This is a genomic window from Peptoniphilus sp. BV3AC2, assembly GCF_000478945.1.
Lineage (GTDB): Bacteria > Bacillota > Clostridia > Tissierellales > Peptoniphilaceae > Peptoniphilus_B > Peptoniphilus_B duerdenii.
Genome location: NZ_AWXD01000008.1, coordinates 149165 through 164698, shown reverse-complemented (window position 1 = coordinate 164698; position 15534 = coordinate 149165). Strand labels below are relative to the sequence as shown.

Genomic DNA, 15534 nt, shown 5'->3' with positions numbered 1-15534 from the left:
TTTATACCTCTTGTAAATCCATTTCTTTCATTTCTTCTTCTGTGTATCTTGCGATTCCGATGCCTGTTAAGCCACATAGTAGGTTAAATACTGGGCATAGGAAGCAGAAGAATACGTATGGGAAGAATGTTCCAAAGTCTATTCCCAATGTGTCTACTATGAATAGGGCTGTTACTCCGTAAGGGATAAGTGTTACTCCAAGAGTTCCGCAGTCCTCTGTTATTCTTGATGCGTTTTCTGGTTTTAATCCATTTTTCTTGTATAGATCTAACATGGTTGATTGAACCATTATTGCTGCAAACATATGAGAACCTGTTAGAGCTATTGATAGATATGTTATGAATATTCCTGATGCAATAAGTGCAAATGTTGATTTTATTTTGTGTGATAGTGGATCGATTATTACTTTTAGTATGTCCATTTCTCTAAGCATACCACCTAGCCCTGTGGTAAAGATAAGGGCTTGGATAGTTCTAGTCATTGAGTCCATACCTCCACGATTTAATAGTTTGTTGAAGAAGTCGTCATTAAATTCGTACTTAAATCCTGTAAGTCCACTTCCGATTACCATTTTTACATCAAAACCTTGGTAGAATATTGCGATTGCCATACCTAGTATTGCTCCTATTAGAATTGATTGTGATGCAGGTCTTTGTTTGATTAGTAGTATGATTACAACTATTAATGGCACCAATGTTAGTAGGTTTATTTTGAAAAATGTACTTAACTTTGATGTTATTTCTAGGATTACGGAATCATTAAATGATTGCACATTTCCTTTTCCTAGAATAAAGAATAATACTCCTGATACTATAAATGCTGGTACGGTTGTGTATAGCATATGTTTTACGTGAGTCATTAGAGGCACTCCCATTACTCCTGATTGGAAGTTGGTGGTGTCTGATAATGGTGAAAGTTTGTCGCCAAACCATGATCCAGAAATCAATGCTCCTGCTATCATGCCTGGATGGATTCCTAAACTTATTCCTATTCCAAGTAAAGCTACCCCTACTGTTCCTATGGTTCCCCATGAAGTTCCTGTGAACATAGATACTATTGCGCAGATAACTAGAGTTGTAACTAGGTAGTAGTCTGGATTAATTATTTGTAGTCCATAATAGATTATGGTTGGAACGGTTCCAGATGCTATCCATGAAGAGATAAGCATACCTACTGCCAACATTATAACTACTGATTGTAGGGAGTGTCCTACTTGAGTTATCGCTATTTTTTCTAGTTCACTATATGTATATCCCAGTCTTATTGCAAATAAATTCACTACAAGCCACGAGATAAACATGATTACTGCTAGTGGTGCTTTGATTACACTAAGCCCACAAACGAGTATTGCTGCAAGAACGAGCAGTAATAGTACTGCATAACCAAATTCTGGTTTTTTCTTTGTCTTTACATTATTCATTTGATTCCTCCTTATTATTTTAATTATATATTAGTATCTTAACTATTAGATGTCAATCAAAAAATTTAAGTTGATACCGTATTAATTTCTCAAATAAATTGTGCTATAATTACTTTTAAAAAAGGAGGAATTATGGGACTTAGTATAAATATTGGAAGATTTAAAAAAGGTAAAAAAATAGTATTACCGATGTAGAAGGAGTGGCAGTTGGCAATGTGACTTTGAATGGAGAGGGTCAAAATACTGGTGTCACTGCAATCATTCCTAAGAAAAATATTTTTAAAGAAAAACTTGTTGCCGGTGTCCATGTAATAAATGGTTTTGCGAAGCCTGCAGGACTTGTGCAAATAGAAGAACTAGGAACTCTCGAGGCTCCAATTATCTTAACCAACACTCTTTCTGTTGGAAATGCACTTACTGCTTCAGTGAAATACATGCTTAGTAAAAATCCTGAGATTGGAAGGACCACTGGTACGGTTAACTGTCCAGTGCTTGAGTGCAATGACATGAGGCTAAACGATATTCGTGCTCTTCATGTAAAGGAAGAGGATGTGCTAAAGGCGATCGAGTCTGCTGGTAGTGTGGTGGAAGAAGGTGCTGTTGGAGCTGGTCGTGGCATGAGATGTCATGAGCTTAAAGGTGGAATAGGCACTGCTTCTAGGATTGTAAACATAGGCGAAGATTATACCGTCGGGGTCCTTGTACTTACAAACCATGCAAAGTATGACGAGCTCACCATCGAGGGAGTAAACATAAAAGACTATAGAGACAATTTAAATAATGAAAGGACGAATTGTTCCAAGGAAAAGGAACAGGGCTCCATCATAGTTATCATTGCTACGGATATCCCTCTTTCTTCAAGACAACTTAAACGTGTTGCTAAGAGGGCGATGTCTGGAATCTCAAGAACTGGTGCCAACTCAGGAAATGGAAGTGGAGAGGTAGCTGTTGCTTTTTCAACCTGCAACAAGATTCTTCACGATGGTGGAAATTTCACAGAAGTTAAATGCCTTCTCGATGACAAGATAGATCCTGTATTTAACGCAACCATTGATGCGGTTCATGAGGCAATTTTAAGTTCTATGCTTCATGCAGAAAGTATGGTTGGATACAGCGGTTTTAAAGCTGAAAGTCTAAGAGATATTCTAAAAGAAATCTCTCTATTTGAAAATTATCTTCCATAAACATTCAGAATTTAATGTTTTTCTTAACTCAAAAACTTAACCCCATTATCACATAACAAGGATACAATGGGTATAATAAAAATTGGAGGTAAGAAAATGGACGAATTTAACAACAATTTAGAAAATAAACCTTTAAATGAATATGAAGTTAGAAGAGAAAATAAAAGGAGAAACAGAAAAAAATCCGGCAAGTCCGTGGTTTTCTTAGCAATCTGTTTTTCACTTATAGGTTCAATCTTAGGATCTGCTATCACATATAATTTTTTAATCAGAAGCAATATGAATTCTTCTGTGACAGAAACTGAACCAGGAAGCACCACACCTGTTAAGATAAACGCCAGTGATTCAGAAAATGTGGGTAGTGCAGTCTTTAAGAAGGTAGTGCCATCTGTAGTTGGTATCACTACCAAGGGATATCAAAGAACAATCTTTGGTACCCAAGCAATAACAGGTACTGGATCAGGAGTTATAATTTCCAAGGACGGATATATTTTGACTAACTCTCACGTAATTAGAATCGGCGAAAATATTGCTAAGGATGTGGAAGTTTTTCTAAATGACGGTCAAAAAGTAAAGGGTAAAGTTGTGTGGTCTGACAAGGCTGTAGATATCGCCATCGTAAAGATTGAAGGGGCGAACAACTTAGTGCCAGCTGAACTTGGAGATTCAGATGCACTTGAAGTAGGTCAAACTGCTATCGCCATTGGAAACCCAATTGACCTTGCATTCCAAAGATCTCTAAGCAAAGGAGTTATCTCTGGACTTAACAGATTTATCGGTCAAGTAGACGGCGGCGGATACATGGTTGGACTTATCCAAACAGACGCATCTATAAACGGAGGTAACTCTGGTGGACCTCTAGTAGATCAAAATGGTAAGATCATCGGAATAAACACCGTGAAACTTCAAAGTGCTGAAGGTATGGGATTTGCAATTCCAATCAATTCAATAAAACCAATAATAGAATCTGTTTTAAAGACTGGAGAATATCAACCAGTTGCATTGGGAGCTACCATCATGCCTGTTCAATCAGTTCAAAGAATGGTAAATAAATCTCTTGGAACAAATTACGGACAATTCATTGCCAAAGTCGAAAGTGGAAGCCCTGCAGAAAAAGCTGGAATCAAAAAAGGTGATATCCTTATGGAAATCGATGGTACAAAAGTTGTAACCAACGAAGTATTAAGAGCATTACTTTACAAGTACAATCCAGGAGATGTAGCAAAGGCAACCATCTTGAGAAATGGAAAAGAAGTAAAAATTGAAATCACATTTACAGATTACAAGGTTCCAAAACAAAAAGTCGAAGAAGGACTCCCAGGACAAAATGGAGTAGAACCAGGTCAAGACGATGGAAACCAAAATGACCAAGGTCAAGATGGCGGATTTAACGGTGGACAAGGAAATCCAGGACAAGGAGATCAAGGTGGATATGGATACGGCGACATGGATGATTTCCTAGATTTCTTCAATGGATTATTTAATAATTAATAGATGTAAAAAACTTAATAAGAATAAAAGAACTCTGCTTCGGCAGAGTTTTTCTATTTTTTGTGTTGTGATTACTCATTAATAGCTCCCACTACAAAAATCAATCAGATTTTGTCCTTTCCATCACAAATCATAAATCGAAAGTTTATCCATTTATGATATAATTTATACAGGTGATTATATGAAATATATTGAATTTAAAATAGAAACGGACACTTCTCACAAGGAGGAAGTGTTAAATATTCTCTATGACAACAATTTGTTTGAGTACATGGAGTCTAGCAAGGAAGTTATAGACGAGCTCGGTCGTTCAAAGGACAGCTGGGATTTCGTTGACGAAAATGTGTTAAATATTGATTCTGATGCGGTGGAGCTCACTGCTTTTCCTGAAAATGAAGAGATGGCGAAGAGTCTTATAAATCTTTTTAAAGATATTGAAAATACTAAGACCAGCTATCTTATAAAAGACGATGAAGATTGGGCAAATAACTGGAAAAAATACTACCACCAAGTGCCTATTGCGGATAAACTTTTAATCAAACCTTCTTGGGAAGATTTGGAAGAAGAGTTTAAAGATAGATTAATTGTGGAAATCGATCCTGGCATGGCTTTTGGCACCGGGACTCACGAAACTACCTACATGTGTCTTGAAGCTCTCGAAAAATATGTTAAAGATAATGATGTTGTCTTTGACGTTGGATGCGGTTCTGGAATTTTGGGTATCGCTGCGGCAAAACTTGGTGCTAAGAAAATAGTGGCGGTAGATCTCGATGAAAAATGCGTCGAAACAAGTATCGAAAACGCAAAACTTAATCATGTTGATGACAAAATGGAAGTCCATCTTGGAAATCTTCTAGATGTGGTGGATGGTACTGCAAATATTATCGTTTCAAACATCATTGCTGAAATCATAACCGGACTAGTATTCGATTTGAGAGAACATTTAGTTCCAAATGGAATTTTCATCGCTTCTGGAATTATCGAAGAAAAGATTCAAATGGTTGTGGACGAGCTTGAAAGAAATGAGTTTGAAATTTTAGATATCAAGAAGAAAAATGGCTGGTCTCTAATCATAGGTAGAAGTATCGATGTTTAGAGTGTTTCAAGACAGTTTGGAAAGTCTTTCTGAAGAAAACAGACACCATCTTTTAAACGTGGTGAGGCTAAATCCAGATGAAGAGTTTGAGATTGTCTCTTCTGGCAAAGTTTATAGAGCAATCTATGACGGTGAACTTAAGATTTTAAGAGAAGTGGAAAATTCCCACGAGGCCAAAGTTCGTATCAATCTCTACATGGCGCTTATCAAACAGGATAAGTTCGAACTTGCTTTGGAAAAAACCACAGAGGTGGGTGTATCTTCTATCACTCCTGTAATATTTAAGAGAACTGTTGTAAATATAAAGGGCAAGGAAGATAAGAAGCTACTGAGATGGCAAAAGATTTTGGAATCTGCTGCGAAACAATCTAAGAGAGATATAATTCCAACTATAAATAACCCAGAAAAATTAGAAAATATAAATTTTAAAGGGACATTGATCGTTCCATACGAAGGTGCAGAGAATCTCTACATCGATGATGTTTTAAAAAATATAAAAGGTATAGAAGAAATCTCCATATTAATCGGCCCGGAAGGCGGATTTGAAAATTCGGAGATAGAATATTTAAAGACTTTGGGATGCAAAATCGTAACCCTTGGAACTAGAATCCTAAGGGCGGAGACTGCGGCAATTGTCGCTTGCTACCAGGTCGGTATAAATGAGGTGGTTCGTTGAAGACATTTTCAATTTTGACCCTCGGTTGCAAGGTCAACCAATACGAGTCAGAAGCTATGAAAGAAATCTTTGAAAAAAATGGATATATAGAAGTAGATAGTGAAACGGATGTGGCAGACGTGTACGTGGTGAACACCTGCACAGTTACCAATCTTTCAGATAGAAAATCGAGACAGTATATTAGGCGTGCCAAGAGGGAAAATCCCGATTCCATCGTCTGTGTGGTTGGATGTTACTCCCAAGTTAGCCCAGATGAAGTAAAGGCTATCGAAGGCGTGGACATCATAATGGGTACCACCGACAGAAGTAGAATTTTTGAGTTGGTAGAAAATTTTAAGAAGGACAAGAATCAAATCTCCATCGTCAAATCCCTTAAAGGTTTTACAGAGTTTCAACATATTGAAATCGACAAGGAATCGGAGATGACCAGGTCCTACATGAAGGTTCAGGACGGATGCAACAGATATTGCACCTACTGCATCATTCCATATGCTAGAGGTCCGATTAGATCGAGAACCATTGAAGATTCTGTGGAGGAAGCGAAAAGGCTAAGTGAAGCTGGCTACAAGGAATTGGTGCTAACTGGGATTCACATCGGATCCTATGGAAAAGATCTCGGAGATGAAAGACTTGTGGACCTTATAGAAGAGATTGCTAAGGTGGATGGTATTGAGAGAATACGTCTATCTTCCATTGAACCGATAACTATCACAAGAGATTTTCTCGAGAGGATAAAGGCGACGGGAAAAGTCTGCGACCATTTCCATTTGAGTTTACAAAGCGGATCCAATGCAGTTTTAAAAGCTATGAACAGACGCTACACGAGGGAAGAATATATAGAAACCTGTGATTTAATAAGAGAGTACTATCCTTATGTTGGTCTAACTACAGATATCATCGTTGGATTTCCTGGAGAGACTGATGAAGATTTTGAAGATACGGTGGACCTAGTTAAGAGGGTTGAATTTTCTAAGATTCACGTCTTTAAATATTCAAAGAGATCTGGAACTCCTGCGGCGGAAATGAAAAACCAGGTTGATGGAAATATAAAGATCGAAAGATCCAACAGACTTCTCGAACTTTCAGACAAGATGATGGAAAGATTTATAGAAAAAAATAAAAACACAACGTTAGAAATCCTCTTTGAAGAAGAAAAAGACGGGTATATGAGAGGATATAGCACAAATTATATAGATTGTAAGATTAAGACCGACTTGGAACTTAAAAACCAGGTTCGCGATGCAAAAATAGTTGCAATTGATGGCGAAAGCGCCATTGTAGAAATAGAAAGGAGTTAGTATGGATTGTTTATTCTGTAAAATAATAAATGGGGACATCCCATCAGAAAAAGTGTACGAAGACGATTTAGTGTATGCTTTTAAAGACATAAATCCAGAAGCCCCAGTTCACTTTTTAATCGTGCCAAAGGAACATATTAAAAGTGCCTACGAACTAGATGAAGCACACAAAGAATTAATAGGACATATATTCCTTGTAGCGAAAAAAGTTTTAAAAGATATGGGAATTGAAAATGGATTTAGAATCGTAAACAATGCGAGAGAAGACGGTGGACAGACTGTAGATCACCTACATTTCCATGTGCTTGCAGGCAGAAGTTTAAATTGGCCACCAGGTTGATTTAGAAATAGAGTGGGAGACCACTCTTTTTTTATGTCCAAATATAAAATAAATGCTCTACATGTTATAATATGACTATGAAAATCAATTACGACATAGAAATGAATAAAATAATAGAAAAATTAGATAGAAAGCCGAGACTTTTAATCCATTCCTGTTGCGGACCTTGCTCCACTGCGGTGCTTGAAAGGCTGGTAAAATATTTTGAAATAGATATTTTATTTTTCAATCCAAACCTGGATAGTGAAGAGGAATTTGACAAGAGGGTCATCGAACAGAAAAAAGTAATCGCCCATATGGAAGATAAAAATCAATCCAAGATAGGGATTATTGCCGTGCCTTATAATCACGATGAATTTTTAAACATTGCAAGTGGACTTGAAAGGGAGAGAGAAGGGGGCAAGAGATGCATGAGGTGCTACTACCTCCGCCTTAAAAAAGCGGGAGAGTATGCAAAAGCCCAGGGCTACGACTACTTCACCACCACATTATCCATAAGCCCTCATAAGAATTCTCAAGTTTTAAATAAGATGGGCATTGCCTTGGGAGAAAGGATCGGGGTAAGCTACCTGATGAGCGACTTTAAAAAGAAGAATGGATTTAAACGCTCAGTAGAGATATCAGAAGAACTGCATCTCTACAGACAAGATTACTGCGGATGTGAATTTTCAAAAATAGAAGCGATGGAGAGAATGAAATGAAGAAATTAATGGCAGGACTACTAGTTATCGTTGCGGCAGCCCTATGCCTATCCTATGCATACTTTTATTACGGACAACATAGTGCAAGTAAAAAAACTACAAAAATAGAAAAAACAGATACAATCGAAGAGAAAGAACCGGAAAAGATCGAGCCGGTCCATGTAAAGCTTATGGCAACAGGGGATGTAATGTTTCACATGCCTACCTATAAAAGTGCATTTAATAAGGAAAAAGGCGAGTACGACTTCACCAGCTTTTACGAAAAAGTAAGCGAAGATCTAAAAGGAGCGGACTTTGCCTTTGCAAATTTGGAAACAACAATAAATCCAAATAGACCTCTTGCCAGTTATCCAATGTTTAACACGCCTAAGGAAGCCTTGAAGTATTTGAAGGAAGCTGGATTTAAGGGAATGTCCACTGCGAACAACCATTGTATCGACACAGGATTAGAAGGAATATTTACTACAATTGACGAACTAGATGCCAATGGATTTATACACTTCGGCACGAGGAAGACTGAAGATGAAAAACCACCAATCGTGGATTTAAAGGGAATAAAAGTTGGATTTATCTCCTATTCAGAAATTTTCAATGGAATGGAAGGCGTAATCCCTGCAGATAAAAAATATGTCATAAGTCCAATCAATTATGAAAAAATAAAATCGGATATAGATTACTTAAAAGAAAATGGAGCAGATATAATCATCTCCATGCCTCACTACGGGGTTGAGTACAAGACAGAACCGACGACATTACAACAGGAAGCGTCGAAATTTATGTTAGATAATGGAGTGGACCTTGTGCTTGGATCTCACCCACACGTCCTTGGAAGAGCGGGAATGTGGGAAGTGGGAGGAAAAAATAAATTCTTAATCTATTCCATGGGAAATTCCATCTCCAACCAAAGACAACCATGGATGGGCACCTATGACACGGAAATGGGAGTACTGGTGGAGATAGATATAACAAAAGCAGAAGAAATAAACTTTGAAGTGGCGCTTCATCCCACATATGTGGCAAGATTTAGACAAGAAGGCGGAAATAGATACTACGTCTACAAGATGACGGACCTCTTTGAAGGCGGAAAATACCAAGGAGACATCGACGAAAAAGAGAGACAGAAGGTCCACATGCTTTACGAAAGAGCCAAGGAAATCATGGGAGAAAAATATGTTAAGTAAAATATTTTTACGATATATGGATGAAGCCGAAAACCACAGTGGTCCCATGTACAACTGTGCAGAAGCCATCATCCTTGCGGTGGATGAAGAATATAAATTAAATCTACCAGAAGAAGTGTTGAAATCAGTGGCAGGATTCGGAGGAGGTATGGGAGCAGGCTCAACCTGTGGCTACTTAACAGGAGCAATCTCAGCACTGTCGCTTATCTTTGGACCAGAAGAGCCGCCCTATGGTACCATGGATCTTGCAGGAATATGTGCCATATATGTAGAAAATTTTGAAAAACTGGGTAGTACCATAAATTGCGTCGACCTAATAGCAGAAAACCCACCATGTATCGATCTAGGAGTAAAGAGTCTGGACCTACTTCAGGAAGTAATCGAGCAGAATAAAACTAAATAAAAATTAAGATTTGTCACGGATATGGTTTATTATTCGTGATATTTTTTTTAGTTTATTTGAAAGCATATCTAAAAAATATAATACTTAAATAAATAATTTAACGTTAAAAAATATTTGACAATGAGTTTTACTCATGTTAAAGTGTATATAATAAATTTAAAGGGGCAAGAGTATGAAAGAAGTGCATATTTTAAATTCATTAGAAGAAATAAATATTGTAAGTGATCCAATAAGGCTTAAAATAATCATGACCTTAGGAACTACACCCAAGACAGCTCAAGATTTATCTGATGCCATAGGTGTTAGTCGTTCTAAAATCCATTATCACCTAAAAATTTTGGAACAAAATGGAATTATAGAGGTAGTAGATACGGAGCTTATAAATGGAATCACGCAAAAATATTTCCTACCAGTAGCCAAAGCTTTTATTCCAAACAGTGAAATATTTAATAAAAATTTGGAAGAAAAACAATTCAATTTCAAAATTCCAAAAAAATCTTATGAGCCTTTTGAAAAAGAATTGAATGAACTAATAAAAAAATATAGTAACAATGGAGAAGATTCTGAAAGCTTCCAAGTGCAAATATATAAATTATCTTAGATCCAGCAAGTTAAACCTTGCTGGTTTAAAAAAGGTCGACTGTCAAAATAAACAAAACGTTAAATAAAAGGAGTATGTTAAAAATGATTAAAAATAAAGATTTCTATGTCCTGCTTATAGGACGACTGATTACAAATTTTGGAGATAGTTTATACGCTATAGCCTCAACTCTATTGGTTTATAAGATGTCTGGCTCGACTGTTTATTCAGGTATAACCCTATTTTTAACCTCATCAACAGCCATAATTCAATTATTTTTAAGTCCAATTTTGGATAAGATTAATATGAAAAAGTTTTTAATTTTTAGCCAACTTTTTCAAGCGGTACTGATACTTGTAATTCCAGCGCTATACTATGTAGAAAGACTTAATGTTTACCACATCATGATAATAATGCCAATAATTTCATTGATAAACCAGCTAGTTTATCCTGGTCAAATATCTCTACTTCCGAAAATATTATCAGAAGACGAACTTGTTTCAGCCAATTCCTTGATGACCATGGCATACCAAGGTTCAAATGCGATCTTTGATACATTGGCAGGTATTATGATTTCAATATTTGGATTTATGACAGCTTTTTATGTTGATAGTGTGAGTTTTATCTTAACTGGACTTTTGTTTTGCCTATTATCAAAAAATCTTAGCCAATATAACGAAAGAGAAAAACATACTGAAAAAAATTTAATAAAAAATCACTTCAAAGATCTTAAGGAAGGACTTGTATTGTTTAAAGATTCGAGAATTTTTGCCCTGGTACTCGGAGTAGTCTTTATCAATTTTTCAGCCACATCTATAAGTGCTGTCTTACCAGCATTCGGCAAAGATGAAATATTTTATAGTCTAATGCTTGCAGGCATGGGAGGAGGAGTTCTCTTAGGATCTTTATTTGCAGGATTACCAAAATTAAAAGATATATCCTTAGGAAACTTATATATCTATGAAATGATAATTGTAGCCCTATCTTGGTTTGGAGTTTCTTATTCTTCAGACAATATGAAAATAGCTGTGAGTTTTTATGCTGTAGGTTGGTTTGTGGTAGGAGTCGTAAATGTATATGCTCAAACTATGCTGCAAATGATAGTACCTTCTAACAGAATAGGTTCTGCAATGGGAGCGATGGTAGGAATATCAACTTTTATGGCACCGCTTGGAGCATTGTTAGGCGGATTCTTAGGAGAATACTTATCTAGTTCGAAGACTGTATTTATATCAAGCTTTATAATACTTATTGTAGCTATATATTGGGTGTTGAATGAAAATATTAGAAAGTTGCCAGCTGTAAATAATTTTAATAAGGTGTTTGAATAGAATTTAAAGATAAAAAAAGGCTATGGATTTTCCGTAGCCTTTTTTGATTTCATTTTAAATTCGATTAATATTTTTAACTTAGTTTCATGTCGCCGTCTTTTATTATGCCTTTATTTTTAAGTAGTAGGTATACTACATAGGATATTATCGCTGGCAATATGAAGTGGAGTAGTGCCATGTTTAGTAGTACTGTTCCTTTTGAGATGGATTCCATTGCGTTTAGTGTTCCTATTTGTCCTACGAATCCGCAGGTGCCCATGCCTGATCCCAGTGGGGTGTTTTCCATCTTAAAGATTATTGTGGATATTGGGCCTAGGATTGCTGATGCAACGATGGATGGTAGCCAGATGACTGGTTTTCTTATGATGTTTGGCATTTGTAGCATTGAGGTTCCGATTCCTTGTGCTAGTAGTCCTTCGAAGCCGTTGTCTTTGTATGAGATTACTGCAAATCCTATCATGTTTGCGCAACATCCAACGGTTGCTGCTCCTCCTGCTAGGCCTGATAGACCAAGCATTATGCAGATTGCAGCACTACTTATCGGCAAGGTTAGTATCATGCCCATTGCTACTGATACGATGATGCCCATGATTAGCGGTTGTTGTTTTGTGGCTGCCATGATTGCATTTCCTATTGCAACCATCATAGCTTGGATATATGGTCCTATAAATGTGGCGATGATCGCTCCTACTAAGACTGTTACCACCGGGGTTAGGACTATGTCGATCTTCGTTTCTTTAGAGATTAGTTTTCCAAATTCCACTGCGAAGATGGTGGATATAAATACTCCTATTGGTCCTCCTAGCTGGTATCCTGCTACACCAACTACTGCTGATGAGAAAAGGACTAGGTCCGGTGCGTTTAGTGAATACGCAATGGATACTGCTATGGCTGGTCCTGTTGCAGCTTGTACTATTGGCCATAGGGTCTTGGATAGAAATTCGATATTAAATTCTTGCCCTATGGTGTTAAGTATTGTTCCTACGAGTAATGATGCGAATAGTCCATATGCCATGGCGCCCATTGCATCGATAAAATAAGTTTTGAAAGAGATGTTTACTTTCTTTCTGTTTAAAAATTTGTTCAAGGTTTACCTCCTGTTTATATTATAGTACAATTTTTATTTTTTGAATGAGTGTTTTAATTTTTAAACTAAATTGTTGTCGTTTATTCTAAACAAAAAAACCTAGGTTGTCCTAGGTTTATAGTTTGTCCCAAATGGTTACTTCTCCATTTGCGAGGGATTTCTGTATGTCTATTACTCTTTGGTTTCTTGAGCCTCGAAATCTAAGGCTTAAGTCCAATTCTTTTTCTATAAATAATCCGTCTACCAATATGTCACATTCTTTTAGTAGTGCCAGTTTTTCTTCGTCTTCTAAGATTTTTTCATAGGTAAAGCCTGAGTAGACCCAGATGGATTTATCCACTTCTCTTTTTATTTTTTTTACGATTTCTTTTAGTTCATGAGGATGTTCCATTGGCTCTCCGCCTATTAGTGTGAGTCCGGATACTTCTTGTAGTTTTAAATCTTCTATTACTTCTCTTGTTTCTTTGTCCGTCCACTTTTCTCCGAAGTCAAAGTCTTGGTACTCTTCGTTAAAACAACCTTTACAGTGGTGGTTACATCCGGTGACAAAGATGGAGGTTCTTATGCCTTCTCCGTTTGCCACGTCGTATTTTCTAATTTGTCCGTAGTTCATTAGATGTGTAGAACTCTGTCTTTTATTTCTTTGGTTCTTCCTTCTGTCCAGAAGTTTTCGCCAAGGTATCCGCAGGTTCTTCTAACTACTGTAAGGGTGTCTTTATCTTTGTTGTGACATTGTGGACATTCCCATTGTCCTTCTTCGTTGACTTTTATTTCTCCATCAAATCCGCACTTTGCACAGTAGTCACTCTTGGTGTTAAATTCTGCATATTGGATATTGTCGTAGATATATTTTACTATGGTTTCTATTGCGTCTAAGTTGTGACTCATGTTTGGAATTTCTACATAGGAAATACATCCGCCTTGGGATTTGTCTTGGAATTTAGATTCGAAGGCAAATTTTTCGAATGCGGTGATCTTTTGTCTTACGTCTACGTGGAAAGAGTTGGTGTAGTATCCTTTGTCCGTAATATTTTCTATGATTCCAAATCTATTTCTGTCAATGGTGTTAAATCTATGGGTTAGTGATTCTGCTGGTGTGCCGTATACTGCGAATTGAAGTCCTGTTTCTTTGGTCCATTCTTCTTTCTTTTCGTTTAGTTTGTCCATAATCTTCATGGCAAAGTCAAATCCTTCTGGATCTGTATGTGGAACTCCCTTTATGAGCATGGATGCTTCGTAGATTCCAATGTATCCTATGGTTACTGTTGCGTATCCGCCTTTTAGAAGATGGTCTATATGTTGGTTGTGACCGAGTCTTGCAATGGCTCCGTGTTGCCAGTGGATTGGACTCACTTCTGATGTTACATCCTTTAGATGGTTATATCTTAAAAGACCAACTCGCTTAACTAGGTCTAGTCTCTTTTCTAATATTTCAAAGAATTTTTCTTCGTCGCCACGAGCTAGGATTCCTATTTGTGGTAGGTTTATTGTGCACACGCCTATGTTGAATCTTCCGTCGAACTTGTAGTTGCCATTTTCGTCCTTGTATGGTGATAGGAATGCTCTACATCCCATAGGTGAGAAGACATTGCCTTCGTAGTTTTCGCGCATTTTCTTCGCTGAGATATAGTCAGGGTACATTCTCTTTGCAGTACATCTTATAGCAAGGGCAGTTAGGTAATGGTATTTTGAATCTTTGTGTATATTATTTTCGTCAAGAACATAGATTAGTTTTGGAAATGCTGGTGTAACATATACGCCTGCTGTGTTCTTGATTCCTTGTATTCTTTGCACTAGTATTTCTTCGATGATTTGTGCAACTTCGTCTACGTATGGATCTTCGTCCTTTACGTGCATAAATAGCGTTACAAAAGGTGCTTGTCCATTGGAAGTCATAAGGGTATTTATTTGGTATTGGATGGTTTGAATACCTGATTGCAAATCCTTCTTAGTCATTGCGTCAGCCATCTTTTGTGCAGTTTCTACGTCGCCTATCATTTCAACACATAGGTTTAGATTCTTTTCGTAGGAACGTCTTAGATATTTTCCAAGGCAAGAAATATCTATTGATTGTCCGCCGTATTGGTTGGAAGCAATCTGTGCTATTATCTGTGTCATAACATTACATGCAACTTGGAAAGATTTAGGAGTTTCAATCATCTTGCCGTTTACAACCGTTCCGTTGTCAAGCATATCCTTCATATTTACTAGGCAGCAGTTGAAAATCGGTTGGATGAAATAATCCAAATCATGGATGTGGATTGCACCACTGTCATGAGCTTCAACTAAATCTGCCGGAATCATCTTTCTCTTTGCAATGTCCTTTGAAACTTCTCCCGCGATTAAATCTCTTTGGGTAGAGGCGATGATTGCATTTTTGTTTGAGTTTTCATCGATAACTTCGATATTGGTTTGGTCAAGTAGACCTATTATTTCGTCATCTGTGGTGTTGGACTCTCTCTTAAAAGCCTGAACAGATTTATATGATTCATAAGCCCTAGCAGTTGCAGGGTTGTTTAAATTTATAAGTCTATAGTAGACTTGTTCTTCAATATCATAGATGGATAATTCTTTATTAAGTGCCTTTGCATCTTCATAAATTTCATCGGCTATGGCTTTTGCTTGTCCTTCTACGAAGACTCCGTTGGAAGAATGCATAGCCTTGTTAATAGCAATTTCTATTTTGCTTTTGTCAAAAGGCACCCTGTCGCCATTTCTCTTTCTTACATACATTTTTATCTCCCTC

15 protein-coding genes are annotated in these 15534 nt (G+C 37.0%); 11 read left to right on the top strand and 4 right to left on the bottom strand.

Features of this window, described 5'->3' with window-relative positions; genetic code table 11:
* Position 1: 1 nt before the first annotated feature.
* Positions 2 to 1420 carry a Na+/H+ antiporter NhaC gene (nhaC, locus tag HMPREF1252_RS02605; protein WP_023059207.1) on the bottom strand — a complete coding sequence of 473 codons (1419 nt, stop codon included), beginning with the start codon at positions 1418 to 1420 and terminating at the stop codon, positions 2 to 4.
* A 200-nt stretch (positions 1421 to 1620) separates the two neighbouring features.
* Between nhaC and HMPREF1252_RS02600 the strand changes: the two genes are divergently transcribed.
* From HMPREF1252_RS02600 to HMPREF1252_RS02550, 11 genes are all read left to right on the top strand, one after another.
* Positions 1621 to 2604, top strand: coding sequence for a P1 family peptidase (locus HMPREF1252_RS02600; RefSeq protein WP_023059378.1), 984 nt, complete (start codon positions 1621 to 1623; stop codon positions 2602 to 2604).
* A 96-nt stretch (positions 2605 to 2700) separates the two neighbouring features.
* Complete coding sequence (locus HMPREF1252_RS02595) at positions 2701 to 4095, top strand: S1C family serine protease (protein ID WP_023059193.1); 1395 nt, start codon at positions 2701 to 2703, stop codon at positions 4093 to 4095.
* Between the two features lie 181 nt (positions 4096 to 4276).
* Positions 4277 to 5191 carry a 50S ribosomal protein L11 methyltransferase gene (prmA, locus tag HMPREF1252_RS02590; protein ID WP_023059148.1) on the top strand — a complete coding sequence of 305 codons (915 nt, stop codon included), beginning with the start codon at positions 4277 to 4279 and terminating at the stop codon, positions 5189 to 5191.
* Positions 5184 to 5867 carry a 16S rRNA (uracil(1498)-N(3))-methyltransferase gene (locus HMPREF1252_RS02585; RefSeq protein ID WP_023059348.1) on the top strand — a complete coding sequence of 228 codons (684 nt, stop codon included), beginning with the start codon at positions 5184 to 5186 and terminating at the stop codon, positions 5865 to 5867. The genes prmA and HMPREF1252_RS02585 overlap by 8 nt, the downstream gene beginning before the upstream one ends.
* Positions 5864 to 7165 carry a tRNA (N(6)-L-threonylcarbamoyladenosine(37)-C(2))-methylthiotransferase MtaB gene (mtaB, locus tag HMPREF1252_RS02580; protein ID WP_023059273.1) on the top strand — a complete coding sequence of 434 codons (1302 nt, stop codon included), beginning with the start codon at positions 5864 to 5866 and terminating at the stop codon, positions 7163 to 7165. Before HMPREF1252_RS02585 ends, mtaB begins: the two co-directional genes overlap by 4 nt.
* Position 7166: 1 nt before the next feature.
* Entirely contained in the window at positions 7167 to 7505 is a 339-nt protein-coding gene (locus tag HMPREF1252_RS02575) for a histidine triad nucleotide-binding protein (RefSeq protein ID WP_008901633.1), read from the top strand.
* A gap of 77 nt (positions 7506 to 7582) precedes the next feature.
* Positions 7583 to 8206, top strand: a complete 624-nt coding sequence (locus HMPREF1252_RS02570; RefSeq protein WP_023059384.1) for an epoxyqueuosine reductase QueH — start codon at positions 7583 to 7585, stop codon at positions 8204 to 8206.
* Complete coding sequence (locus HMPREF1252_RS02565; RefSeq protein WP_023059240.1) at positions 8203 to 9387, top strand: CapA family protein; 1185 nt, start codon at positions 8203 to 8205, stop codon at positions 9385 to 9387. The genes HMPREF1252_RS02570 and HMPREF1252_RS02565 overlap by 4 nt, the downstream gene beginning before the upstream one ends.
* Entirely contained in the window at positions 9377 to 9790 is a 414-nt protein-coding gene (locus HMPREF1252_RS02560) for a C-GCAxxG-C-C family (seleno)protein (RefSeq protein WP_051338877.1), read from the top strand. Before HMPREF1252_RS02565 ends, HMPREF1252_RS02560 begins: the two co-directional genes overlap by 11 nt.
* Before the next feature lie 172 nt (positions 9791 to 9962).
* Entirely contained in the window at positions 9963 to 10391 is a 429-nt protein-coding gene (locus HMPREF1252_RS02555) for a winged helix-turn-helix domain-containing protein (protein WP_023059407.1), read from the top strand.
* 74 nt (positions 10392 to 10465) lie between these two features.
* Entirely contained in the window at positions 10466 to 11701 is a 1236-nt protein-coding gene (locus tag HMPREF1252_RS02550; RefSeq protein WP_023059405.1) for an MFS transporter, read from the top strand.
* A gap of 73 nt (positions 11702 to 11774) precedes the next feature.
* On the opposite strand, the gene HMPREF1252_RS02545 is transcribed toward HMPREF1252_RS02550, so the two are convergent.
* From HMPREF1252_RS02545 to nrdD, 3 genes are all read right to left on the bottom strand, one after another.
* A complete protein-coding gene (locus tag HMPREF1252_RS02545) occupies positions 11775 to 12788 on the bottom strand; it encodes a PTS transporter subunit IIC (RefSeq protein WP_023059322.1) in 1014 nt (337 codons plus the stop codon).
* A 115-nt stretch (positions 12789 to 12903) separates the two neighbouring features.
* Positions 12904 to 13401 carry an anaerobic ribonucleoside-triphosphate reductase activating protein gene (nrdG, locus tag HMPREF1252_RS02540; RefSeq protein WP_008901638.1) on the bottom strand — a complete coding sequence of 166 codons (498 nt, stop codon included), beginning with the start codon at positions 13399 to 13401 and terminating at the stop codon, positions 12904 to 12906.
* Positions 13401 to 15521 (bottom strand): anaerobic ribonucleoside-triphosphate reductase, encoded by a 2121-nt coding sequence (nrdD, locus tag HMPREF1252_RS02535; protein WP_023059167.1) that lies wholly within the window; start codon positions 15519 to 15521, stop codon positions 13401 to 13403. Before nrdD ends, nrdG begins: the two co-directional genes overlap by 1 nt.
* Positions 15522 to 15534: the final 13 nt, after the last annotated feature.

Coding starts and splice junctions, on each gene's coding strand:
- nhaC (WP_023059207.1), bottom strand. CDS start 1,420: ATGAATAATGTAAAGACAAAGAAAAAACCAGAATTTGGTTATGCAGTA.
- HMPREF1252_RS02595 (WP_023059193.1), top strand. CDS start 2,701: ATGGACGAATTTAACAACAATTTAGAAAATAAACCTTTAAATGAATAT.
- prmA (WP_023059148.1), top strand. CDS start 4,277: ATGAAATATATTGAATTTAAAATAGAAACGGACACTTCTCACAAGGAG.
- HMPREF1252_RS02585 (WP_023059348.1), top strand. CDS start 5,184: ATGTTTAGAGTGTTTCAAGACAGTTTGGAAAGTCTTTCTGAAGAAAAC.
- HMPREF1252_RS02575 (WP_008901633.1), top strand. CDS start 7,167: ATGGATTGTTTATTCTGTAAAATAATAAATGGGGACATCCCATCAGAA.
- HMPREF1252_RS02570 (WP_023059384.1), top strand. CDS start 7,583: ATGAAAATCAATTACGACATAGAAATGAATAAAATAATAGAAAAATTA.
- HMPREF1252_RS02565 (WP_023059240.1), top strand. CDS start 8,203: ATGAAGAAATTAATGGCAGGACTACTAGTTATCGTTGCGGCAGCCCTA.
- HMPREF1252_RS02560 (WP_051338877.1), top strand. CDS start 9,377: ATGTTAAGTAAAATATTTTTACGATATATGGATGAAGCCGAAAACCAC.
- HMPREF1252_RS02555 (WP_023059407.1), top strand. CDS start 9,963: ATGAAAGAAGTGCATATTTTAAATTCATTAGAAGAAATAAATATTGTA.
- HMPREF1252_RS02550 (WP_023059405.1), top strand. CDS start 10,466: ATGTTAAAAATGATTAAAAATAAAGATTTCTATGTCCTGCTTATAGGA.
- nrdG (WP_008901638.1), bottom strand. CDS start 13,401: ATGAACTACGGACAAATTAGAAAATACGACGTGGCAAACGGAGAAGGC.
- nrdD (WP_023059167.1), bottom strand. CDS start 15,521: ATGTATGTAAGAAAGAGAAATGGCGACAGGGTGCCTTTTGACAAAAGC.